At 54.4% G+C, this 22,250-nt stretch carries 18 protein-coding genes; 14 read left to right on the top strand and 4 right to left on the bottom strand.

Annotated features, from left to right (window positions below; all coding sequences use genetic code 11):
• Positions 1 to 38 precede the first annotated feature (38 nt).
• Entirely contained in the window at positions 39 to 944 is a 906-nt protein-coding gene (locus L21SP2_RS17205) for an alpha/beta hydrolase (protein WP_024268220.1), read from the bottom strand.
• A gap of 259 nt (positions 945 to 1,203) precedes the next feature.
• On the opposite strand from L21SP2_RS17205, the gene L21SP2_RS17200 reads away from it, so the two are divergent.
• From L21SP2_RS17200 to L21SP2_RS17195, 4 genes are read left to right on the top strand one after another with little or no spacing between them, the layout of a single operon-like run.
• Positions 1,204 to 4,209 (top strand): helix-hairpin-helix domain-containing protein, encoded by a 3,006-nt coding sequence (locus L21SP2_RS17200; protein ID WP_169730458.1) that lies wholly within the window; start codon positions 1,204 to 1,206, stop codon positions 4,207 to 4,209.
• Positions 4,209 to 4,553: an OB-fold nucleic acid binding domain-containing protein gene (locus L21SP2_RS09135; RefSeq protein ID WP_024268218.1), complete on the top strand. Its 345-nt coding sequence runs from the start codon at positions 4,209 to 4,211 to the stop codon at positions 4,551 to 4,553. The genes L21SP2_RS17200 and L21SP2_RS09135 overlap by 1 nt, the downstream gene beginning before the upstream one ends.
• Entirely contained in the window at positions 4,534 to 5,445 is a 912-nt protein-coding gene (locus L21SP2_RS09130) for an ankyrin repeat domain-containing protein (RefSeq protein WP_041401427.1), read from the top strand. Before L21SP2_RS09135 ends, L21SP2_RS09130 begins: the two co-directional genes overlap by 20 nt.
• On the top strand, positions 5,446 to 6,261 hold the full coding sequence (locus tag L21SP2_RS17195; RefSeq protein WP_053335649.1) for a hypothetical protein: 816 nt from the start codon (positions 5,446 to 5,448) through the stop codon (positions 6,259 to 6,261).
• Here L21SP2_RS17195 and L21SP2_RS09120 read toward each other — a convergent pair.
• Positions 6,206 to 7,480, bottom strand: a complete 1,275-nt coding sequence (locus L21SP2_RS09120) for a UPF0164 family protein (RefSeq protein ID WP_053335648.1) — start codon at positions 7,478 to 7,480, stop codon at positions 6,206 to 6,208. The genes L21SP2_RS17195 and L21SP2_RS09120 overlap by 56 nt on opposite strands.
• 221 nt (positions 7,481 to 7,701) lie before the next feature.
• On the opposite strand from L21SP2_RS09120, the gene L21SP2_RS09115 reads away from it, so the two are divergent.
• The 10 genes from L21SP2_RS09115 (at position 7,702) to L21SP2_RS09070 (ending at position 20,535) form a co-directional block, all read left to right on the top strand.
• Complete coding sequence (locus L21SP2_RS09115) at positions 7,702 to 11,127, top strand: hypothetical protein (RefSeq protein WP_041401425.1); 3,426 nt, start codon at positions 7,702 to 7,704, stop codon at positions 11,125 to 11,127.
• Between the two features lie 26 nt (positions 11,128 to 11,153).
• The gene (locus tag L21SP2_RS09110; protein ID WP_024268214.1) at positions 11,154 to 16,013 is read left to right on the top strand and encodes a SpoIIE family protein phosphatase; all 4,860 of its coding nucleotides are present in this window, start codon (positions 11,154 to 11,156) and stop codon (positions 16,011 to 16,013) included.
• Between the two features lie 84 nt (positions 16,014 to 16,097).
• Positions 16,098 to 16,550: a hypothetical protein gene (locus L21SP2_RS09105; RefSeq protein ID WP_144082977.1), complete on the top strand. Its 453-nt coding sequence runs from the start codon at positions 16,098 to 16,100 to the stop codon at positions 16,548 to 16,550.
• The gene (locus L21SP2_RS09100) at positions 16,547 to 17,152 is read left to right on the top strand and encodes a hypothetical protein (protein WP_024268212.1); all 606 of its coding nucleotides are present in this window, start codon (positions 16,547 to 16,549) and stop codon (positions 17,150 to 17,152) included. Before L21SP2_RS09105 ends, L21SP2_RS09100 begins: the two co-directional genes overlap by 4 nt.
• A gap of 12 nt (positions 17,153 to 17,164) precedes the next feature.
• Positions 17,165 to 17,512, top strand: coding sequence for a zinc ribbon domain-containing protein (locus L21SP2_RS18405; protein WP_024268211.1), 348 nt, complete (start codon positions 17,165 to 17,167; stop codon positions 17,510 to 17,512).
• Positions 17,513 to 17,640: 128 nt separating this feature from the next.
• On the top strand, positions 17,641 to 18,174 hold the full coding sequence (locus L21SP2_RS09090) for a potassium channel family protein (RefSeq protein WP_041401420.1): 534 nt from the start codon (positions 17,641 to 17,643) through the stop codon (positions 18,172 to 18,174).
• 17 nt (positions 18,175 to 18,191) lie between these two features.
• Positions 18,192 to 18,845: a TrkA-related ion transporter gene (locus L21SP2_RS09085; protein WP_041401418.1), complete on the top strand. Its 654-nt coding sequence runs from the start codon at positions 18,192 to 18,194 to the stop codon at positions 18,843 to 18,845.
• On the top strand, positions 18,842 to 19,363 hold the full coding sequence (locus tag L21SP2_RS09080; protein WP_024268210.1) for a cyclic nucleotide-binding domain-containing protein: 522 nt from the start codon (positions 18,842 to 18,844) through the stop codon (positions 19,361 to 19,363). Before L21SP2_RS09085 ends, L21SP2_RS09080 begins: the two co-directional genes overlap by 4 nt.
• A gap of 9 nt (positions 19,364 to 19,372) precedes the next feature.
• A complete protein-coding gene (locus L21SP2_RS09075; RefSeq protein ID WP_024268209.1) occupies positions 19,373 to 20,005 on the top strand; it encodes a hypothetical protein in 633 nt (210 codons plus the stop codon).
• 83 nt (positions 20,006 to 20,088) lie between these two features.
• Entirely contained in the window at positions 20,089 to 20,535 is a 447-nt protein-coding gene (locus L21SP2_RS09070; protein ID WP_024268208.1) for a DUF192 domain-containing protein, read from the top strand.
• Between the two features lie 120 nt (positions 20,536 to 20,655).
• Here L21SP2_RS09070 and xseB read toward each other — a convergent pair whose 3' ends face one another.
• The gene (xseB, locus tag L21SP2_RS09065) at positions 20,656 to 20,907 is read right to left on the bottom strand and encodes an exodeoxyribonuclease VII small subunit (protein WP_024268207.1); all 252 of its coding nucleotides are present in this window, start codon (positions 20,905 to 20,907) and stop codon (positions 20,656 to 20,658) included.
• Complete coding sequence (gene xseA, locus L21SP2_RS09060; RefSeq protein WP_081719707.1) at positions 20,904 to 22,223, bottom strand: exodeoxyribonuclease VII large subunit; 1,320 nt, start codon at positions 22,221 to 22,223, stop codon at positions 20,904 to 20,906. Before xseA ends, xseB begins: the two co-directional genes overlap by 4 nt.
• Between the last annotated feature and the right edge of the window lie 27 nt (positions 22,224 to 22,250).

Raw genomic sequence — 22,250 nt, 5'->3', positions numbered from 1 at the left:
ACAGTTCCTCCGGGAATCCCGGTGAATCCCTCAGCGCATCATGTGTGCGAGCCGGCCGCCGCCTCATCCCGCTGCCTGCCGGTTCCGGTGCCGTGCAATCGGCTCAGCCGCCCCAGGAGGCTGTCGGCCACAATTTCCCGCTCGCTGTCGTCCACAACGATGTGTTCGCTGTCTTTCAGCTCGACAACTTCCACCGACAATGCATTGGACATCCGCTTTTTCAGAAAGGTTCCGGTGCTGTAATGGACGGTACTGTCGTTTCTGGAAACCACGATCTGCACCGGACAGCTGATATCTTTCAGCCGGCGGATTGCCCTTCTGCGCATTTTCATCAGTTCGTTGCCTTGGCGGATCCACGAACGGTTTTTGTATTCATTGTCCAGAATAACTCTGTCTCCGCTGATGGGCCTGCCCATGTGGTCTCTCCGTTTGGAATTTTTCATCCCTGCGCTGCGTTCTTCCGCCCCGGCGCCCAGGGATGAAATAAAGGGCGCAAAGTATTTGGACGCCCAGAGCCAGGATGCTCCGGAACCCGGGGTGAACAGGAAGCCCGGGGCATGGAGGATCAGGTCATCCGCCTTGAACTGGGCAGCCAGCAAGGCGGCAATAATGCCTCCCATGGATAAGCCGGCGATCATGATTTTCCCGGATCCGCCTTCAAGCTCCGAGCGCAGTTCCAGCAAGGCTTCGCTTGCACTGCGGTACCAGTCGGTCCATCTGCAGCTTTGGAAGTCCTCTCCGTTGGTGCCGTGACCCGGCAGACGGGGTACGCTTACCGTGTACCCTTCCTGCGTCAGCCGCTCAAACAGATAGCCCATGTCGTGGGGGCTTCCGGTAAAGCCGTGAATGAGCAGTACGCCCGGTTTCCCTGTCCCGCCTTTGTGAAAGAGGGGGCGGGAGCAGTCGAGAATTCTGGTGTTTCCGGGGGTCTTGAAGGGCTGCATATCTTGTCTCCGTTTTTCCGTTCTCCGCAGATCAGGGGCTCAGCTGTCACGGGGCCGAAGCGGTCCGTCGCCTCCTGCATCATCAGTATCAAACTATATCACCATTCAGGAATTGGCAAGCTTTTCCAGGCCGTTGTGGGGGAGGCGGAGACAGCAGCCGGACAGACAAGCCCGGTGCCGGTGTGTGGTCGGATTTCCTGATTTTCCGGCGGAATAGATATTGATTCTCCCGGCTATTAATACTAAACATATGATTAGTATGTTGATGATGCGAAGCTATTTTTCCCTTCTGCGGGGATGCAAAAGTCCGGAAGATATTGCCGCCATTGCCCGGTCCCGGGGCTGCAAAGATGCGGTGATCTGCGACTGGATGAACATGTACGGCGCACTGCGCTTTGTGGCGGCATGCAGACGGGCGGGAATTGCCCCCCACGTGGCGGTTGATATTTCCTCTGACCCCGCAGTACCCCTGCCGGTGCTGTTTCACAGCAGGGCGGGCTTTGCCCTGCTGAACCGGCTGATTATCCGAAACGGAGGGCGGCAGATCCCGCCCCCCGGCAGTACTCCAAACCAAAATCCGCACCCAAACACAAAGCACAAACCGGGCGGGAAAACCTCCGCCTTTCCCGCCCCCCTTGAGAACCTGGCCGCCCTGCTTGAACTGGCCGAATCTCCCCGGGAGCTTGCTGATCTGAGCATTATCATTCATCCATCCAGGCTGGAACATCTGGACAAACTGCTGCAGGGCCGGGAACAGCCGGCCTCTCCTGTCTCTCCGGCTGCACAGGCTCATCCGATGCCGGCGGGCCTTCCGCCGGTCCTTCCGTCGGTCATTCCGATGCCGCCGGCCCATTCGCTATCCCGGGCATCACTGGGGGGGCTGCCGGCGAACCCCGCCCCCCTGAACATTTTCCCGGGCATGTTCCCGGATGTTTCCCCCAGAGAGCTGCGCAGCCGGGCCGCCCGCCGGGGCATGAAGGCCGTGAGCATCTGCTGGGGGAGCTGGCAGACCCCCGAAGAGCGTGAGCGTATTGACCTTCTGCGGGCCATAGACCTGTGCACCACCAAAGCCAGGCTGGATGAGAGTGAGCGCACCCCTCTCTCCCAGCGCCTCATTTCCCGGGAGGAAGCGGAAAGCCGCTTCGCCATGTTCGCCGCCGAGAGGGAACAGAGCGCCGCGATTCTGGGTGCAGGTTCGGCGGATTTTCTCATGCCCGGACGGGTCATTTTTCCGGGTTTTCGGGGGCTGAACGAGGATCAGGCCTGGCGGCGGCTTTCCGGGCTCTGCCGCAGGGGGGCGCTGAAGCGCTACGGGAGCCCGGGGCCGGAGGTGCAGGAACGGCTGGACTATGAACTGGATATTATCCGGCGGAAGGGGTTCGCGACCTACTTCCTGGTGGTGCACGATATTGTCCGCCAGACCCCCCGAACCTGCGGGAGGGGAAGCGCTGCGGCCAGCATTGTGAGCTACACCCTGGGCATCACCCACGTGGATCCCCTGGAGCATAATCTCTTTTTTGAGCGGTTTTTGAACATGGACAGAGAGGATCCTCCGGATATCGACGTGGACTTCCCCTGGGATGAACGGGAGAAAACCCTTTCATATGTTTTCCGGACCTACCCCGGACAGTCCGCCATGGTGGCAGACCATGTGACCTTCGGTCCCCGTTCTTCCATACGGGAACCGGCCAAGGCAATGGGTGTGGACGATGAGGAGATCGGCCGGTTTATCCGGATGTGGAAGTTGGGGCAGCGGGACCGTCTTCCCCAATGGCTGCAGCGGGAGGCATCCGCCATCCGGGGCATTCCCCGCTATATGGGAACCCACCCCGGAGGGGTGGTGATCACCCCCGGGCCCATCAGCAGCTATGTGCACACCCAGATTTCCCCCCTGGGATGGCCGGTGATTGCCTGGGAGAAAGATGCCGCAGAAGATGCAGGGCTCATCAAGATCGATATTCTGGGCAACCGCAGTCTTGGTGTGCTCCGGGACTGTATCTCCATGGTGAACCGCCTCCACGGCCGGTCCCTGAGCTGGAATAATCTCAAGCCCCTGAGAGATGCCGAGACCCGGCAGTTTATTGAGGGAGGGAACACCCTGGGCGTCTTTTACGTGGAGAGTCCGGCCACCCGGCAGCTTTTGCGGAAGATGCGCCGGGGGGATTATGAACATCTGGTGATCGCAAGCTCCATTATCCGCCCGGCGGCAAACCGCTATATCAATGAATTCGTGGAGCGTCTTCACGGCAAGAGCTGGGAGCCCCTGGTTCCTGAGGTGAAGGATGTTCTTGGGGAGACCCGGGGAATCATGGTGTATCAGGAGGATGTGTCCCGGGTGGCCATTTCCGTCAGCGGGTTCACCCCAGGAGAGGCGGACACACTGCGGAAGGTTCTCAGCCGGAAAGACCGGAGTCTCAAGCTGGAAGACTGGCGGCAGAGCTTTGTTCAGGGAGGACTGCAGCGGGGCATATCCCAAGAGAAAATGGATCTGCTCTGGGAGATGGTGCTTTCGTTCAGCGGCTACTCTTTCTGCAAGCCCCATTCGGCCTCCTATGCCCTGGTATCCTATAAACTTGCCTGGCTGAAAAGGCGATATCCCCTGGAGTTTTTTACCGCAGTGATCAACAACGGGGGAGGCTACTACAGCCGCCAGACCTATGTGAACGCCGTTCGCCGTCTGGGGCATCCGGTGCTTCTTCCCCACGTCAACCGTTCGGAAATTCTCTACAGTGTGGAACAGACCGGGGAGTCGGATCATCTGACTCCCCGCCCCGGCGGACATTCGAACACGGCGGCGCCCAGGGCATTGAGGACCGGGCTCATGCAGATATCCGGACTTTCGGTGAACAGCATGGAGCGGATTGTATCCTCAAGGGAGAATTCCGGGCCCTTCAGGTCGTTTGAAGACTTCCAGATCCGGGTGCCCACGGATATTCTCCAGACCCGGGCGTTGATCAAAAGCGGCGCCCTGGACGGCCTGGAAGACGGGCTTACCCGGCCGGGAATGTTCTGGCGGCTGAGTTTGGGAATGAAGCGCCTGCGGGATCTTCGCCACGGCGGCGCAGGGGAGGAGCTCTTTCAGGATATGCCGGTGCAGGGGTGGGGGGGGAGGCCGGGGACTACGGCCCTGCCCGGAAGATCCGGGACGAGGGGGAGACCCTGGGCCTGTTTGTCACCATGCATCCACTTACCATTTTTCTCCCCCGTGCCGAAAAGATCGCCCGCCGCAGGGGGTTTTCACCCTTCATCGTTTCCCGGCAGCTGATGGAGTTCTGCAATCGGGAGGTGTATATCGCCGGGTATCTGGTGAGCGGAAAGGAGGTGTACACAAAGCATCAGAAGGCAATGTCGTTTATCAGTTTCGAAGACCGTTTCGGTCTGTTTGAGACGGTGTTTTTCCCCCGGGCGTATGAGCGCCTCGCCCCTTTGCTGGATCTTGCCATGGCATATATTATTCAGGGAGATGTGAAAGAGGATCTTGGTGCGGTGAGCATACATATCACTCATCTTTATCCTCTGAACCGCCGATATGTGAAGAGTAGATATTTTTCCGATTCCTTGTATACTGAAGGAGCTGGGGGAGCGTGTAGTGGCCGAAAAGTCGGGTGATCACATACTGTTGGGTTTAATATTTCTAAGCAGCGCATCGGAACAGGGGAATGCCCTCTTGAAGCGACTGGCCTCGGAATTTTCGAACATTCAGGGGCTGGAGATAGGAAGCAACTGGGAGGAGCTGGACGGCGGCGAGCTTGCATTTCAGCTGCGCCGCTATTCCCATATTGTCATGATTCTCGATGAACGTTCTCCCGGATCCCGCTGGCTGAGTTATCTTGCCGGTTACGCCATGGGGAACCGGAGCGTGCTCCTGTTCTACCGTGAAAGTGAAAAGAAGTTTCCCCATTATCTGAATACATTTCCCGTATACGGAGACGCCCCTGCACTCATGGATGCTCTTCACGAGGAAGTGGAGCGTCACCAGATCTATTGCCGGGTTGAAGAGGCCAGGGAAGAGCTCATCGGCAGAGGCTTCGGTCTGAATGATCAGGTGTTTGTGGATGCGGTGGCGGATAACCGCCGGGATGTGGTGGAGCTTTTTCTCACCGTAGGATTTTCCCCGGACACCTGTGATTCGAAAGATGTTGCCCTTCTCAACCATGCGGTTCGGGGAGGCCATGATGATATTATTGTTCTGCTTCTGGAAAACGGAGCCGATCCCAATGCGGTGAGCGGTGACCGGGGGAATACTCCGGTAATGGATGCCGCATCCACCGGTCAGACCGAGCTGGTGCGTCTGCTTTTGGCCGCCGGCGCTGATCCGGATGTGCAGAGTAAAAGCGGCCAGACCGGACTCATGATGGCGGTGGGTGAGGGATTCGCTCAGATATCTTCCCTGTTCATCGAAGCCGGCTGCGATTTGAGTGTAACCGACCAGCTGGGAATGACCGCAGAAAAATATGCCCGCTTGTTTAATAGCCCGGAAATCGTTAGTTTATTTGAATAGATGAAGAACAGCAGCCGACGATTAATATTTCTTCTGGCCGACGGCCGGAATCTGCCATTTATTATCCATCCCTTCTCCGAGGGCAGCCGAATCGGCAGCATCCCCGATGATGCGGCCATAGAAGGACGCTATGGATCCGATCCCGAAGTGGAAGCCATGGCCCTTGTGCGCAATACCCTGTACGGTGAAGTTGACCGGGAGGTCAGGGAGTGGATGGCTGAACACCGCTTTATCCCCCGTTTTCTCCTTTCCCTGGGAGTGTTCTTTGTGGTCTTTTTCATGCTCTCCTTCGCCATCCGGGATATGATCCCCCTGGTGGATGAATTGCTGGTGGCAAGTGCTGCGGCGGTAACCACCTACCTGGTAATGGACCGGAAAGGACAGTTGAGCAAACCTGCCCTGGAACGGAAGATTCTTCTCAAAAAGAAGGTGGACCGGATTAATTTTTCCCAGAGCGTCCATCTGGTAAAGCTGGAGAGGATTTTTCAGCAGATAAGCGGTGCCGGCGAAAGCGGCGCTGCCATACCTGAAGATCTTTTCGGGCAGCTGCGCAGGGATTTGGCAGCGGATGAAGCTGAACAGGGCGCCGTGGATGAATTGAGAATTCTTCAGCAGCAGCTGGGGGATATGCTGAAACCCCGGAAGAAAAAGCGGATCGATAAGGCGATTGAGCGGAGTGTGAGAAACAGGGCTGACGGACATTCCAATTCCGCCGTGTCGCCGGCAATCTATTCAAGCAGGGACGAGCAGCTGTACGCCCTTATTCGTCTGCTTCGTTCTGATCTTCCTCTGTCCGATTCTGTTCAAAGTCCCTGAACTCCGCCTCCCGTTCCAGGGTGGTCAGGGCAACTTCACGGGTGCGGTAAGCGGGGGTGAAACTGGGATCAAGTCCTGTTTCCCGGTCGATAATTCTGTCGCAAAGTTCAATTACTCTGCGGAATTCCCCGTTGCTTAATGCGCTGAGGGCCTGAATATATAATTCATCCACCATGTTCTGAAGCGCTTCCCTGCCTTCATCGCCGAAATTGACTGAAGCTGCCACGGAAAAATTATCCACACTGTTTACCGAAGTGCTGAGATCCAGGGTATAGTTCACCTGAAAGCTCACCGGTTCAAGATTAACATCCGCTCCGAAACTCAGCGAGGGGTTGTACCCCTTCCAGTCAAGACCGGTTTGAATGGAGAAAAAATCAACGAACCGGAAATCCGCACCCAGGGCAAAACCCAGTCCCTCGGATTTGGTGAAATCCACCAGGTTCATCATGTAATTTATATCCGAGCTGATCATGATAAACCGCAGGGGCCGGTAGGAGATTCCTGCAACAGCCTCGGTGGGAAGGGCGTCTCCCTTAACCGGAGGGCCGAGATTGAGTACGGTGGCGCCCACGGAGAAGTTCTTGTCCCGGGCGGCATATCCCTTGAGAAAATTGAACCGGGAGAGCAGGCCGATGTCGCCCATGAAGGCAAAGAGATTCTGATTGTACTCATCGGGATCCAGAACTCCGCGGTATAATTGACCGGGAACATTCCGGTGAGCCAGTTTAAGGTTCACTCCCAGGGCCAGGCCGCTTGAGTAAAAATTATCCAGGAAGTTATAGGAGGCATTGGCGGCGAACACCATCTCGCTGGGATTGGCTGCGGCAACCTGGTTCCCCCGGCTGTCCATCCTGGTAAACTCGAAATGAAGGAATTTTCCCGCAAAACCGTAGCCGAAGTTGTTGTGCCGGCGGGTGAAGAATACCGAGTCCAGGCTTACGTCGCTGATGATGTTCCGGTGATAAAAGGCCAGCTCTGTGAACTCAAGGATGGAACTTGCGGCGGCATTCGCCTCCATAAATGAAACATCCCTGGCCACCGCCGTGTATGCGTTCCCCAGGTTTCGCTGTTCACCACCGGCGGAGATTTCCAGTACGGGGAGGGTGGTGAGCCCGGTGTTTTCCGGATTCTGCAGGCCGGGAAATGTGTCAAAAATATCCGACAGATAATCCTGGTATTCCTGAGACCATGCGGAAAAGCCGGTGAAACAGCTGTACATTAGAATTGTCATTAATATGGGGAAAAATTTTTTCATTCCATTTGATATTATAGCGATGATATCGGTAAGATTCTATGCGATTCTTCCGATTTACAAAGTAAGATGCCGGTTTCATCCAATTGGAGGTTTTGAATCTGTGTGCAGGCTCTAGGAAGCTGATATTTCTCATTCTTCTCACTCTGTTCGCCGTTAGAGTCCCGGGATTCCTGTACGCCGGAGGTGTGTCCGAAGAACGCTACGGTCAGGCCCGCTCACTGCTGCGGGAGCGGAATCTTGAAGAAGAAGGCCGGGTTGAAAATGCCCGGGAGGCATCCCGCATTCTCCGGGGGCTTCTGGAAGATTTTATCACCCAGCCGGACCGCTCCGATTCAGAAATTGCCGATGTACGAATGCTGTTGGCAGATGCCCTGTTTCAGGCCAAGGAGTACAACGCCTCCATCGAAATGCTCACTCAGGTTATGGCCTTTCACCCCCAGCGCTTCGATGAAGCAGAGCAGAAGATCGGGGTAATTCGGAATGTACGCAGTGAATACAATACCCTTCTCAACAGCCTTCTGGCGGAACTGCGGAAGGATCCCAACGATCCCGATGATCCTTTTGACGAAGAAGAAGCTCTTGAAATTATCAGCCGGATGGAATCCCTGTTCCCCGATCCTGATCCGGGAACCGCCCGCCAGATTGCCGATAACAAGGCCCGGGTAAAGCTGGCGGTTGACCGCGGGTATCGGGACCGGATCATCGAACAGGCCCACGATCTGATCCTTCAGGGGGAATATCTTGCCGCAATAGACCGGTATCTCACCATTGATGATATCGATGAAAAGGGGTTTTATACCCGGAGTTTCGATCTTCAGCGGGAGGAATTCCTTGCAACCGGCCCCGGCGATCTGTATTTGAATCAGGTTGATAATCTCCTCTCAAGCGTAACCGAAACCAGCCGTTCCTACATCAGCCAGGCTGATGAAACCGGAGGGAGTATCGGCGGTTTCAGCGGCGAGTTCGCCCGGATATTCCCCCCGGATTCCTCGGACGCGCTTCGGGCATCGGAATCCGGAAATTTTCAGGTATTTCTCGGCGGGAACCAAAGCGGGGAGGCGGCCTCGGAAGAAAATACAACTGCAATCGGAGGGGAAAACGGTGCTCCGGCGACCCCGGAGAACGGTCAGGAGCCTGATGAAAACCAGCCGGATATTGATGTTCCCGGTTCAGCCCGGGCCACGGCTCAACTCGCCGGGGCCTACAGCGGCGAAGAAGCGGTAGCAGCTCTGTACGAAAACCTTTCAATCCAGGCAGCATTGAGAGAACGGCTTGTGCAGTCGGCTCAGCGCTCCCGTGAATTGAGAGAGATTTTCCCCTCGAATGTATCTCAGGCGAACCCGGGTGATGATTCGGAATACCTTCTGTATCTCCAGCAGTTTATCCACGGGCCGCAGCAGTACGATAACGAGGGAATACGGGGCGCAGCAGAACGGTACATCAGAGAACAGAAGACCCGTGTTTTCGATCTGATTATTCCCCGGATTCAGGAATACGCAGACCAGAGCGACGCACTCTATGCAGCAGAGGAATATGCGCAGGTTTCCCAAAGTCTGGTTCCCGTGCAGGAGTTGAGTGTCCTGGGCTTCCAGATCTGGCGAATATACACTGAGGGAAGCAATGCCCTTCTGTCCGGGCTGACGCCGGAGGTTATGGAATATGTTCCCCCGGAAGACGAAATATCAGCCGGAGATATTCTGATCACCCTCCGTCGTCTGGCAGGAAGGTTGGGGCTGGCATCATTCGCATTGGATTACCGCGATCTTGAAGGACTGAATCCCCTTTCCGCCCAGGAGGCCCTTTCCGCATACAATTCCGGTCTGGATACTCTTCGCAGCCTGGACGAGTTCAGCCGGCCCTTTGCTGCATCTCTGGACAGTTTGCCCGGAAGACTGTTTGAGGATATTCCTGAAGAAATATCCACCCGGGGCGTATCCGCAGTGGAGCAGCATGACAGCGACAGAGACCGTATTGCCTCCCGTCTCCGCACTGCGGTTACCGGCTATTTCAACGATTATCTGGTGTTCCGCCAGGAGGATGCCCCCCAGCGCCTTGCTGAAGCGGTGGATCAGATCGATGTGGCGAACCGGCGGCTGGAAGGAATCGAACAGGATAACGGGCTCATCTATTACTATCCTGAAGATGCTCTCCAGGCATATACCGACGCTCTGGATGAGCTTGAAAATATTGTAAATATTTCCCGTGACCTGAACGCTCAAATAGATTCCAGCCCCGACTTTGTCAGGAATGCAGCTGAACTGAGGGAACTGCAGAATGTATCCTCCGAAGTCATTGAAGAGGCCCGGCAGGAGATTGATGAGTTGGAACCGAAAATCAGCATTGCCTCCCGTCAGGTTGATGAGGCATCGGATCTTCTTCAGGATGCCCGCTTTGCCGAACAGGAGACCCGTTCTGCCATAGCCAACAGCCAGTATGAGCAGGCTCAGAGTCAGTTCGACCTGATGATAGAAAGTTACGATGATTCTCTGGCCATTCAGGCGGATGCGGATATCCGGCAGGAGCGGGAGAACCTCAGCGATGAGCTGGGCGAAGAGATCGGCGATCTTCTTGTGAGAATCAGCACAGACCGGAAGAGGGAAGCCCTTGCGTCTGCCAAGGAAAGCTACGATGACGGGGATTATGCACCGGCTCTCAACTTCCTTGCGGACGCCCGGGAGTACCATGAGGTGATCAGTCCCGATGAACCCGATCCCTCAATTGAATATCTGGAAGAGCTGATCGTTGCGGCCAACAGTCTTGCCCAGGAGCGTGAACTCAGCGAAACCGATCCATTGTATCCCACGGTGAGCTCATACCTGAACCTGGCGTCGTCGGCGGTTTCCCGGGCCAGGGCTGCTGCGGAGCGGGGGGATGATCAGACGCTCAGAAGAAATATCAGTTCTGCAGAGTCAAATCTGGTGAGTGTAACCCAGCTGAAACCATCAAACTTCCAGGCCGAACTGCTGCGCCTGGAGCTGCAGCGGCTGCAGAATCCTGATGATTTCCAACGCTATTTCAACGATCAGGTTGATGAGATCATTCAGGATGTACAGGAAGAAAACACCGAGCCGGGACAGAGTCTTCAGCAGTTCCGGGAGGTTTCCCTGACCCGGCTTGAAGCCCTGGATGAGATTTCCCCGGGAAATTCCCGGATCACATCGGCCATTCAGCAGCTGGAGGTGGATCTGGGAATTCGTGAATCTCCCCAGGAGGTGGCCAACCGGAACCGATCGGAGAATCTGCTGAGCCAGGCACGACAGTTCTACACCAGCGCCTCAGCTGCCGGCAGTGAGCAGGAGGCGGTGAACCGGCTTGAGAATGCCCTTGCCCTGGCCGAGGATGCCCAGCAGGTGTATCCTGCGAACCTCCAGGCAGGCAATCTCATCGACGATATTCTCTACGAGCTGGGCCGCCCCACCACGGTGAGTCTGTCATCGGTGGACAGTTCGCTTCTGGAGCAGGCCACCACCGATTGGTATGTGAATAATCAGCAGGTCCGGGCCCGGAATATTGTGGACCAACTGTGGCAGGATGAAGAAAACCGCCGCTATCCTCCTCTCCGTGAACTCAGGGAGGAAATTTATATCAGTCTCGGGCTTCCATTAAACTAGGCGGGGAGAATATACTGAAGATTCAGATGCGGCGGAAACAAAACAGATTTACCAGCACAGATAACGGGCATCCACAGAGTTGTATTTCTCCCCGCAGAGCGCAGCTTCCGCTGCTTGTGCTGTTTCTCCTGGCTGTATCATCCCCCGCCGCCCTGTTCTCCCAGGAAGTGGGAAATACCCGGATATATCTGGAGCCTCCACGGCAGCTGCTGCAGGATGATGTGCGGGTTCCCGAGCTTGTATCCTTCGATGACAGACTTTACGTGTTTTTTCAACGGGTGATCGGAGGTGAACAGGGCAGTCTCTCCGTAGCCTATATCACCAGTGAAGACGGAATGGAATGGTCGGATGAGCGGGTTCTCCGGGAGAATATCCCCCTTGAGAGTGATTCCATTCCTCCGGTGTATTCGGTCGCCGTGGGTGAAGGGGAGATTGCGGTTGCGGTCACCGTATCGGAAAACGATGTGGAACTCTACCATGCCCGACGGGGACGGCCGCTGATCCTTGAAGAAGAAATCATATCTTCCAATCCGGTGGTAAATCCCGTTCTCCGTCCAAGGGACGACGGTTTTATTCTCTTTCTTTCCCGCAGAAGCCAGCGTCTCTCCCAGGATGCAGTGATCGCCGCAGAAGTGTTCAATATTGTATACAGTCTGCGAACATCCGGCCGGGGATGGAGCGATATCCGAACCCTGAATACTCCGGAAAATCAGCGTCAGATTTTCAACCCGGCGTTTCTGGACACCGGGGACCGTGAATATCTGGTATATGAGGCCAGAAACATTTCTGCGGAATTCGGAGCGTACAATCAGCTGTACAGCATGGTGAGCCGGGATAACGGCGAGAGCTGGAGCGAACCGGTGAATATCACCGATTTCGTGGACTTCGAAGACAGTACCAACAGTTCAATCGTGTACCAGAACTACACAAATCAGAACCCCCGTCTTTCCCTTGGAGAGGACGGTCTGCCGGTCCTCCTCTACGAACGCAACCGGCTGGGACTGAATGCCCGGATCAGCATCTCCCGGCTTGACCGTTCCGGGCTGGTAAGGGTGGAGCGGAACCGCCGGAATGTGTATATCAGCCCGGAGAACCGGGCCTCGGGAGCTCCCCGGCACATTCTTTTCCGGGGTGAGGAATATGTGCTCTTTTACTACGATCCCTTGGGCCAAAGCCGCGTATATCTTGCCCGCAGGGATGTGCCCGAATGGGATACGTTCGAGCTCACCTCAGGGTTTTCCGGGGTGTTTCCCCGCTTTGCCGTGCACAACGGGCGTCTGCATATTTTGTGGCTTCGCAGAAATCTTCAGGAAGGAGGTCCTGGTTCCCTGGCGTACCGGGAACCCGACCAGTCGGTGGAGCCGCCCATTGCCCGGCCCCTGAATTTTCAGCCAGCTGTACCGGATAACATTCAGGAGCTCGCCTTCGATATTCAGCTTCCCGATGATCCGGCGGGTATCCGTTCCGTTTCCTATCTCTGGACTCAGGATGAGGATGCCGACCCCCGTGATCTTCAATCCGTCGGGCTCACCGAAAATATTATTCTCAACGCCAACCGTCACGGAACCTGGAATCTATTTCTCAGCGTCAGAGACGGCGCCGGCAACTCATCGGATATCAGCCGAATTTCCTATGAGCTGGATCTGGTGCCCCCTCCGAAGGTGGAGTTCCCCCCGCTGCCCCTGGATGACCAGGGATATCTGGAGTCCAACAGCATCAGCATCCCATGGCTTGAAAGCCAGGCCGACGACCTGGCAGGCTACCGGCTCAGGCTGGAATATATTGCTGATGCGGATGCGGAACTGGAAAATCCTGAAGAAGTGAGGCAGCGGGTGGCGGAAAACTTCTCCAGCAGGGTGTCCATCTTCCGGGAAGAAAACAGCCTGCGGCTGTTCAATGAAGATAACGGTCTGTGGGCCCTGGCGGTGCGGGCGGTTGACCGTGTGGGTAACAGCAGTGAACCCGCCGTGGCACTCATCCGGATGAATAAGTATGTTCCGGTAACCCTTCTGAACCTGATTACCCTGGAAGAAAACATTCTGGGAGAGAAGATTCTTGAATTCCAGGGCCGGGGTTACACCGCCAACGGCAGAATCTCCCGAATCGTGTTCGACAGGAACGGATCGGCCCCCTGGGATCATGAGCTCCTTCTATCCGACGGTGATTACCGGATCCTTTCGGACAGGCGGATCAGCGGCATATCCCTTCGGGATGTGAGCAGCGGCGAATATCAGATCGGAATGTTCCATGAAGACCGGGGCTGGTATTTCCATTCCAGAAATCTCGCTTTGGATGCCACCGGTGCGGTGAAGCTTGGACGTTACGAGCTCACTCCGCCTCCGGAAGTTTCCATGACCGGGGAGGAGGTACGCAGGCTTTCAGCCATGCAGATCTCTGTTATACTTATCATACCCCTGCTGATTTTGGTGATTTTCATAAGTCTGTTCCGGATGCGGTCGATAATACGTGATAACAGGGCAATTCAGCAGGAAGTGCTGGCCCTGATTGAGGGCAGTCAGAGCCCTTCATCCAGGGTTTTGGAGGAAAAAGTTTCTACTATGCAAAAGCAGGGCATGGGCTTGAGGGCCAAGTTCACCATATTTATGCTAATACTGGTTATCGCAGTGGTGGCAGTTGTGTCCCTTCCTCTGAGCACCTTTATTCTCACCAATCAGCAGGAAACTCTGGCCCAGGGACTGGAAGACCGGATTGAGGTGATGATCAGAAGCCTTTCCACCGGAGCGGCGGGAGTTCTGGATGATTCCAGTGCCCTGAATATTATCCGGGGATTGGGGGATCTGACGAACCAGGTCTCTGCCATGTCTGAAATCGAATATGTAACCATTACATCCAGACCCAATGATCTGGAGCTTGATCAGGACGCTCGGGAATTTATCTGGGCAACAACCGATGAATATCTTTTCATGAGTGACACCCAGCGGGAAGAATATCTGAACCGTATTTCCGCCGAGTATCAGGGTGACCGGTACTTCAGCCGAGACACAGAGCCCCGGGCTGAGAATCTCATAGCCGGCCGGCTTCGGATCAGGGATTCGGTGAGTGAACAGATCGTCGATGAGGTGATTCCCGGCTTCAATGAATCTTTTGAAGATCCGGAAATTCGCCAGATTGTCAGCGATTTACGGAGCCTTCAGGAGGCCCGTTCCGGGGCAAGTGATGAAGAGTTTCAACAGCTTCTGAACCAGGAAGAAATTCTTCTGGACAGACTCTCTTCGGAACTGGAGCAGGAAGCTGAAATCCTGAGCGAACCTTCATTCAGTGTGCAGAATTACGATCTGGATTCCCAGTATTACACCTTCTTTTATCCGGTGTACTGGATAGAAAACGATTTTTCCTTTCAGTATCAGGGCACCGTCAGGTTGGGAATATCCACTGAATCCATCAACACCCGGATCCAGAGCACCCGCCGAACCATTCTCATACAGGTGGGAATTTTCGCAGCCATAGCCGTTGCCGCAGGTGTTGCCGGGGCGCTTCTTCTGGCATCAATTACCGTAAACCCCATTAAACAGCTTGTTGCGGGAGTGGAAAGGATTCGGGATACCGAGAAAAAATCGGACCTCAAGGGTTCTCCCATTGTTGTCAAAACCCGCGACGAATTGAACTTCCTCTCTGAAACCATCAACCAGATGACCGCAGGCCTGATCAAAGCGGAGGCTGCCAACAAGTCGGTTATGATGGGGAAAGACGTTCAGAAGATGTTCATTACCCTGGATCCCAACCCCCACGATGCCAAAACCAAGGCAACCACCAGACATGAAATCACCGATGAGGTGGAGTTCTTCGGCTATTATGAAGGTGCAAAGGGTGTGTCCGGCGACTACTATTATTATCAGAAAATTGATGACCGGAAATATGCCATGATCAAGTGCGACGTTTCCGGAAAGGATATTGAGGCAGCCCTGATCATGGTTACCGTTGCAACCCTTTTTCTCCAGCATTTCGACAGCTGGCAGGACAAGCAGCTCAGGGAGCGGCGGATCGCCCATGCACTGAAGCAGAAGGTTCAAAGCGGAGCCCGGCTTTCCCAGCTGGCAACCAATATCAATGAGATCATTTACGCCCGTGAATTCAAGGGGAAATTCGCCGCCTTCAACATGCTTACCCTGGATGAGAAGAGCGGAGAGATCACCTTCTGCAACGCCGGCGATAATATTGTTCATCTCTACCGCCGGAGTCAGAAAAAGGTGGTGCAGATCCAGCTGAAACAGACGCCCGCAGCAGGTGCGGTGAGCGAACGGGTCATGGGGATGCCCATCGAATTTCCCGAAGAGACAGCCAGGCTGGAAAAGGGCGATATTATGCTGCTGTTCACCGACGGGTATGAGGAAGCCAGACGATACCTCCGCTATGAGGACTGGAACGTGTACAAGGCCGATGATTTCGCCGGTGAGGACGGGAAGAAGGAGCTGGAAGCGCTGGAAGAGGAAATGAAGCCCTTTATTATGGGACAGGATGAGGACGGTCTGGGAGAAGCTTTCAGCATTCCCCGGATTCATGACGTGGTGGAAGCGGTGATGAACCGCCAGATGTACCGTCTCACCAAATTCAGGAATCCTGCGGGGGATGAAGATCTCCTATTCGATTTCAGCGCAATGGAGCCGAATCTAGAAAATCTGATTCTTGCCCTTATGTCCGTGGAAAAGGTGTTCCGGCTGGTGCCAATACCGGGGCTCACCCATGAAGACCGCATAAATGTGGACAAAAAAATCGATGAGTTTCTGAAGAAGTATTTTCTCCAGTACAGCCGGTACTTCAATCATCCCATGGAAACCGATGAAAACAGTCTGTACCAGCGCTTCAGCCATATTAAAGAGGATTCCCAGTATGACGATTTGACAATTCTGGCAGTGGAAAAGAAGTGAAGCAGAGAAACCGTAAAGAAGAAGTAAAGAAGAAATAAAGAAGAAGTGGAAAGTGAAGAAATGCAGGAAAACGCAGGGGAGTTTATGAAAAGGGAAACATCCAAGACATACAGTACGGCCCGGACCGAAACCCGGAGGCTGTTTCGAACAGCTGCGGCTATTGTAGCCGCTCTGACCCTCTCCACCGGTCTTTACGCCCAGTCGGGAAGTGCGGGAATTGTGAATACCACCCGGGGAACCGCATACATTATTTCCCTGCCCACCGATTCACGGCAGTATCAGTCTCTACAGGATTCTCCCCTGGATCTGCCGGGACTTATTCGGCAGAACAGCGGGCAGGTAATTTCAATCCCTTCAGGGGGAATATCACGGATGGTTCCCTCCTATCGCCAGGAAAGCCTGATTACCGGATATCTTCACCGCAGCGGCAGCCTCCGGCATCCTCTCATCCTCATGCGAATTCCCGCAGATTCAGCGGGCCGCATATTTCAGCTTGACGATTCCAGTTTTGTCCGGGATGAATCGGGGGAGTTGTGACCGTCAGCAGCATGGATGACGCCCTGCCGGGTATCGGATCACAGAAAATAGACGGCAGAGTGGTGGACTGGATTCAAGTGCCCGACACTCTCCGGTTCCCGGCGGCCGTCACCCCGCGGAGAATTCGCCGGGAGAGTCCCGGAACCAACACCGGCATTCCACCGGAGGATTCCCTGTTTCTTTCCCGGGGAGGCACAGGCCTGGACCGGGTGAAATTCATCTCTGATGATCTTGGGCTGTACGGCATGTTCACAACTCATCAGCAGATCGTGGACGGCATGAGTTTTATCATGTATTTTTACGCCGATCGAAGCGGCCGGGACAGCAACATCTACACTATTGAGGTTCCGGTTGCAGGGAGCAGCGGACATGTCGTATTGTGGGGTCAGGACGGGTCTGTGGAAATTGCAGGCAGTTATCAGCGGGGAGAGTTTTTCCTTGAGTTTCAGATAACCCGGGAATTGCTTCCGGGTCAGATTACCCGCAGTCTTCAGGGAAACGGCCAGGGCAGTTTTGACATCAGCACCGGATTCACCGACGGTCAGGTATACGAGGAATTCATGTTTTCCAGCATATCTGCTGTCGATTTGATATCCCGGTAAAGGGGAGGGAATGTGTCGAAGGTTCATTTTTTCTGCGAACATTGCGGTAAAGAGGTAAAAGCCAGGGATAAGGTCTGCCCTCATTGCGGAAAGTTTTTCTCCCAGGTCAGGTGTCCTGAATGTGATTATCAGGGACCGGCGGAGCATTTTATTATGGGCTGTCCTCAATGCGGTTACAGCGGACACGGCAAAATCGAAGCCGTCTACGAGGATGTGGAGCTCAGTGAGATGAAGAAAAAGACACCGGGATATTTAAAGAAATCATCAAGCCCTATCCCGGATTGGGTGTTCGCCCTTGTGGGAGTGCTGTTTCTAGCCGCATTTGTCGGCCTGGTGATTGTATACATGGTTACCCGATAATATTCCTCTAAAGTTGAAATGCATGAAAGAAGCTCCGAGATGAAGCGTTTTCCATTACACTGGATGTAGCGTATTGTGAGCAACAGAATGAAGCAATGGCCTGACAACGGAAGGAACCGGGGGAAGAGATGGCAGGACGGAATCGTAAAATAGTGGATCTCAAGGCATTTTTACAGACTGTCCGCGGTCTCTTCCACGATTTTCGAAGGGAGCGTCTGTTCTCCCTGCTCATGGTGTTCTTTGCGGTGGTAATTTTCGGCGGAATTCTGGTTTTTTTTACCGAGAGGTTCATGGATGCGGAAAGCTACGATTCGCCCTTCGACGCTTTGTGGTGGGGAATAGTAACCCTTACCACCGTAGGGTACGGAGACTATGCCCCGGCATCCATTCCGGCCCGACTGCTGGCGGTGCTGATGATGCTCACCGGAGTGGTGATCACCAGCATATTGTCGGGTACCATCGCATCCATCTACGTGGAACGGAAAATACGGGAGGGTAAAGGTTTGCAGGATATCAACTACAAGGATCATGTCGTTATTCTCGGCTGGAACCGATATGCCCGGGGACTCATAGAATCCCTGACATCACAGTTCGCCCAGGAGGATCTGCGGGTGGCTCTGGTGAACGAAATGACCCCGAAGCATTCGACGAGCTCCGGGTGAGTTTCCCCGACCTAGATATGAAATTTGTGCGGGGAGATATCGCCAGCGAAATCATTCTTCGAAGAAGTAATATCCTGGCGGCCCGAAGCTGCATTATCATCCCCGATGAATCCGGAGGTAAGTCGTTTCTCGCAGCGGATGACAAAACCATTCTTTCGGCTCTTGCGGTGAAAAGCATACATCCGGAACTACCCCTCAGTGCGCAGGTGATCCATGATCAAAATTCCACCCATCTGCAGCGTGCCCAGGTGGACGAGATTATATTCGGAGATGAAATTCTCAGGCATATTATCAGCAGCAGTACGGTAATGCACGGCATCCCCGGCCTTCTGAAAGAACTGCTGGATCCCAATTCCAGCAAGCGGCTTCACCTTGAACCCATCCCTGTATCCTATTCAGGAAAAAGTTTTAAAGAGTTTGCCATGAATTATCTGGAAGAGGACAGGGGAATTTGCATCGGAGTTCTCAGCGAAGAGAAATCCATGAGCCTGGTGGATATTCTCAGCGAAGACTCTTCGGGCATCGATGCATTTATCAAGAAGAAGTTCACAGAGGCGGAGATCAACCTGGAAAACGAACAGGAAGTCACTCTTCAGATCAATGTAAATCCCGACCCCGGCTACAAAATACATCCCGATGATTCGGCCTTCGTTATAGGAGGTCTGGAATGACCAAGGTAAGCAGGTCTGAATTCCAGACCCTGAAGAAAATCAATATTCTGAAAGACCTGGATGAGGAAGAGCTGAAAATCGTAATAGACCGGACCCGGAGAGTGGAAGCCCCATCGGGAATGGTGATTATGGAAGAGGGAAGCATGGGAGATACCATGTATTTCTTCGTGAACGGCGTTGTGGATATTACCAAATCCCTCACCCTGAAGATCGATCGGAAGGGATTCGAAAACGTGGAGAAGTCCATGATCAAGCTGGATTCCAATGTGGTTTCCTTTTTCGGGGAAATGGCCCTTATCGAAGAATCAACCCGGAGCGCCAATGTGACCGCATCCACCGACTGTCTTTTGCTGGAAATCAACAAGGAAGATTTCGAGGATATTTGTGATCAGCATCCTGCGGTGGGCTTGAAAATGCTCAGAAGAATTTCCCAGGTGTTGAGCCGCAATGTCCGCAAGGGCAATGAGGATGTGCTGAAGCTCACCACTGCCTTGAGCATCGCCCTCTCCAGAACATAAGGAGGCAAGATGAATTCTGCCTTGAAACGATCATGCAAACTTTTCATCCTCCTGTCTATTCCGGTATTTCTCTCCCCCCTCAGTCTCGCCGCCCAGGAAGCCCCTTCTCCCGAAGACGGCGAAGCCGTTCCCCGGGAGAACTCCATTGATCCTGCTGAAGAAGGGGAACCGGAAGTTATGCCTTTGCCCGGAGGCTTTACCGACCTCATGCTTGGCACTGAACTTGAAGAGCTGAAACGCCGCCTTGAGGCAAACCGCCAATTCGATTACCGCGGCGACCCGGATGTGAGCTTCAGTCCTTCAAGCGAACAGGCTCTCATCAGAACCGACGGCCGTGGCTTCATGGAATCGGGGGTGTTTCAGTTTCATGAAGATCGGTTGTTCTCCATAACCCTGAATATCGACACAGAGCAGATGGATTACTTCACCATGTTCCGGGATCTTCAAAATAAGTATGGAGAACCGGATTATCTGGATCCCCAGCTCAGCTACTGGGAGGGGTCGGGCGTCCGGATGGTGCTGGAAAAACCCCTTTCGGTGAAATACATAGACATGCAGGTGTTCGATCAGATCCGTGAAGACGGTGCCGCCAGAGAAAGCCTGGGCGAACTGTCGCGGGAGCTGTTCCTCGATAATTTTTGAATTGAAGTTCAATACCCAAGTTGCATTGCAGTTACAGGCATTTGAGATATAATGCCCAAAGAACATGATCCGGGAGATTATCCATGAAACCCCACTTCGCCGCTTCTGCGGCAGCTTTTGTATTCATTACCCTGATATCCGTTTCCTGTGCCGGCGACACCCAGGAATATTACCCCTTGAAGGTGGGAGACACGGTGTTCCAGGTGGAACTTGCCCGCACGCCCGAGGAACGGGCCCAGGGCCTGATGTTCCGGCGGGAACTGGACCCAGACAAGGGCATGCTTTTTATATTCGAAGAACCGCAGCAGCTGTCATTCTGGATGAAAAACACCTATATCGATTTGAGCATCGCCTATATCGATTCAGACGGGGTGATTATCGATATTCTGGACATGGAGGCTCTCAGCGAAGCTTCGGTCCGCAGCTCCACGGAGGTTCAGTACGCACTGGAACTCCGCCAGGGTGCCTTCGATGAAAACGGCATTTTCCCGGGAGATTCAGTTGATTTTTCCACCATCCCCCTCAACTGAGAAACAGCCGACCTAAGAAATGCTGAACAGAGAAATGCCGGACTGCTGAATCTCTGAATTAAGGGGGCAGCGTAGCGGAACCGTCTCCCGCCGGCACGGGTCAGCTCTCCGGCGGAAGTGCTATTCTTCTTCACCGGTAAAGTTATCCAGCTCGGGAAAGAGATCCAATACGGCGGGTTCGTCTTTTCCTGCGGGAGCTTTCACCAGCTTCTCGATTTTCCCCTCCACTGCGGAAAGTTCTTTTTCCAGTCCCTTGGCCAGTTCTATGCCTTCCTCAAATAGCTTGGTTGCTTCCTGGAGTTCCACATCCCCTGTTCGGATGGTATTGCTTATCTGCTCAAGGCGCTCAAGGCGTTCTTCAAATGATTTCATTCGTTGTCCTCTGTTTTGTTTCTGTCAGTTTTTTTGGCAGTTTTTCTGTCGGTTTTTCTGTCGGTTTTTCTGGCATTTTTTGTGGCAGTTGTTTCAGTGTTGATTCCGGCGTTTGTATTGATGTTTCGGATATTTCCCTCAGCCATGCCGTCCCGGAACTGAACCCGGATGTCGCTGCCGGTTTTCAATGCTCCCGCCCGGGAAACCACCCGGTTCTCATGATCTCTGACGATGGCGTAGCCGCGGTTCAGTACATCATAGGGGTCACAGGCCTTCAACTCCCGGAAAGCCCCCTCCAGCCGGGTTTTGCGCCGTTCAAGATAGCGCTGCATCCCCTCCAGGAGCCGTTCACGGTTATCGTCCAGGGCAAGCTGGTGGGGCTGGGTGAGCCTGCGGAAACTGTCCTCCAGGAGTTCGGGACGGAACGGTTTCAGGGCGATGATCATCCGCCGCCGGAGTTCACCGAAGGACTGTATGATCACCCGTCCGGCGGTGAGGACCCTGCTGCGCAGCTCCTCGGCGTTCACGCAGAGCATCTCCGCCGCTGCCGAAGGAGTGGGAGCCCGCACATCCGCGGCAAAATCCGACAGAGCCCAGTCGATTTCGTGGCCCACGGCGGAAATTACCGGCGTGGAACAGGCCCGGATACTGCGGACCACCGCCTCGTCGCTGAAGGGCAGAAGGTCCTCCAGGCTTCCTCCGCCCCGGCCGATGATGATCACATCCCCCAGGGTGTGCTCATCGGCCATGGCCAGCTGCCGGCATATGGTCTCGGCGGCTTTTTCCCCCTGCACCGGAATATTGATTACCACCACATCCATCCATGGTGCTCTCCGGCGGATCACCCTGATAATATCCCTCACCGCAGCCCCGGACTCGGAGCTGAGAACGGCAACCCGCCGGGGAAATCCCGGCAGCGGCTTCTTCTCCTCCTGACTGAACAGTCCTTCGGCGGCCAGCCTGCGTTTCCGTTCCTCCAGCATTTGGAGAATCCGGCCTTCGCCGGACGCTTCCAGGGATGTGCAGATAATCTGGTAGTTTCCCCGTTTTGCATATACGGAGATATTTCCCCGCACCTTTACCATCTGACCGTCGGAGGGCATCATGCTCACCGAACGCTGAGCCCCCCGGAACATCACGGCCTGAATCATGGCGTCTTCATCCTTGATGCTGAAATACCAGTGTCCGCTGGATGCGGGACGGAAATTGCTGATCTCCCCCTCAAGGAGAACCTGAGGATAGGAGCCTTCCAGCATCAGCTTGATTTCTCTGGTGAGTTGCGAGACCGTGTACGGCCGTTGTACAGTTTCATTCATTGCGGTTATGATACATGAGGCAATTTC

The organism is Salinispira pacifica, assembly GCF_000507245.1.
GTDB classification, from domain to species: domain Bacteria; phylum Spirochaetota; class Spirochaetia; order DSM-27196; family Salinispiraceae; genus Salinispira; species Salinispira pacifica.
Note: the sequence above shows the minus strand (reverse complement) of the source record. Positions and strands in the feature narration are given on the sequence as shown.

Bases quoted from the DNA above. Each gene is read 5' to 3' on its own strand.
- L21SP2_RS09085 (WP_041401418.1), top strand. From the start codon at position 18,192: ATGAAATTTGTGCGGGGAGATATCGCCAGCGAAATCATTCTTCGAAGA.
- xseB (WP_024268207.1), bottom strand. From the start codon at position 20,907: ATGAAATCATTTGAAGAACGCCTTGAGCGCCTTGAGCAGATAAGCAAT.
- L21SP2_RS09090 (WP_041401420.1), top strand. From the start codon at position 17,641: ATGGCAGGACGGAATCGTAAAATAGTGGATCTCAAGGCATTTTTACAG.
- L21SP2_RS09110 (WP_024268214.1), top strand. From the start codon at position 11,154: ATGCGGCGGAAACAAAACAGATTTACCAGCACAGATAACGGGCATCCA.
- L21SP2_RS17195 (WP_053335649.1), top strand. From the start codon at position 5,446: ATGAAGAACAGCAGCCGACGATTAATATTTCTTCTGGCCGACGGCCGG.
- L21SP2_RS09080 (WP_024268210.1), top strand. From the start codon at position 18,842: ATGACCAAGGTAAGCAGGTCTGAATTCCAGACCCTGAAGAAAATCAAT.
- L21SP2_RS09105 (WP_144082977.1), top strand. From the start codon at position 16,098: ATGAAAAGGGAAACATCCAAGACATACAGTACGGCCCGGACCGAAACC.
- L21SP2_RS09070 (WP_024268208.1), top strand. From the start codon at position 20,089: ATGAAACCCCACTTCGCCGCTTCTGCGGCAGCTTTTGTATTCATTACC.
- L21SP2_RS17205 (WP_024268220.1), bottom strand. From the start codon at position 944: ATGCAGCCCTTCAAGACCCCCGGAAACACCAGAATTCTCGACTGCTCC.
- L21SP2_RS09135 (WP_024268218.1), top strand. From the start codon at position 4,209: ATGGAGTTCTGCAATCGGGAGGTGTATATCGCCGGGTATCTGGTGAGC.
- xseA (WP_081719707.1), bottom strand. From the start codon at position 22,223: ATGAATGAAACTGTACAACGGCCGTACACGGTCTCGCAACTCACCAGA.
- L21SP2_RS17200 (WP_169730458.1), top strand. From the start codon at position 1,204: ATGTTGATGATGCGAAGCTATTTTTCCCTTCTGCGGGGATGCAAAAGT.
- L21SP2_RS09075 (WP_024268209.1), top strand. From the start codon at position 19,373: ATGAATTCTGCCTTGAAACGATCATGCAAACTTTTCATCCTCCTGTCT.
- L21SP2_RS09120 (WP_053335648.1), bottom strand. From the start codon at position 7,480: ATGTACAGCTGTTTCACCGGCTTTTCCGCATGGTCTCAGGAATACCAG.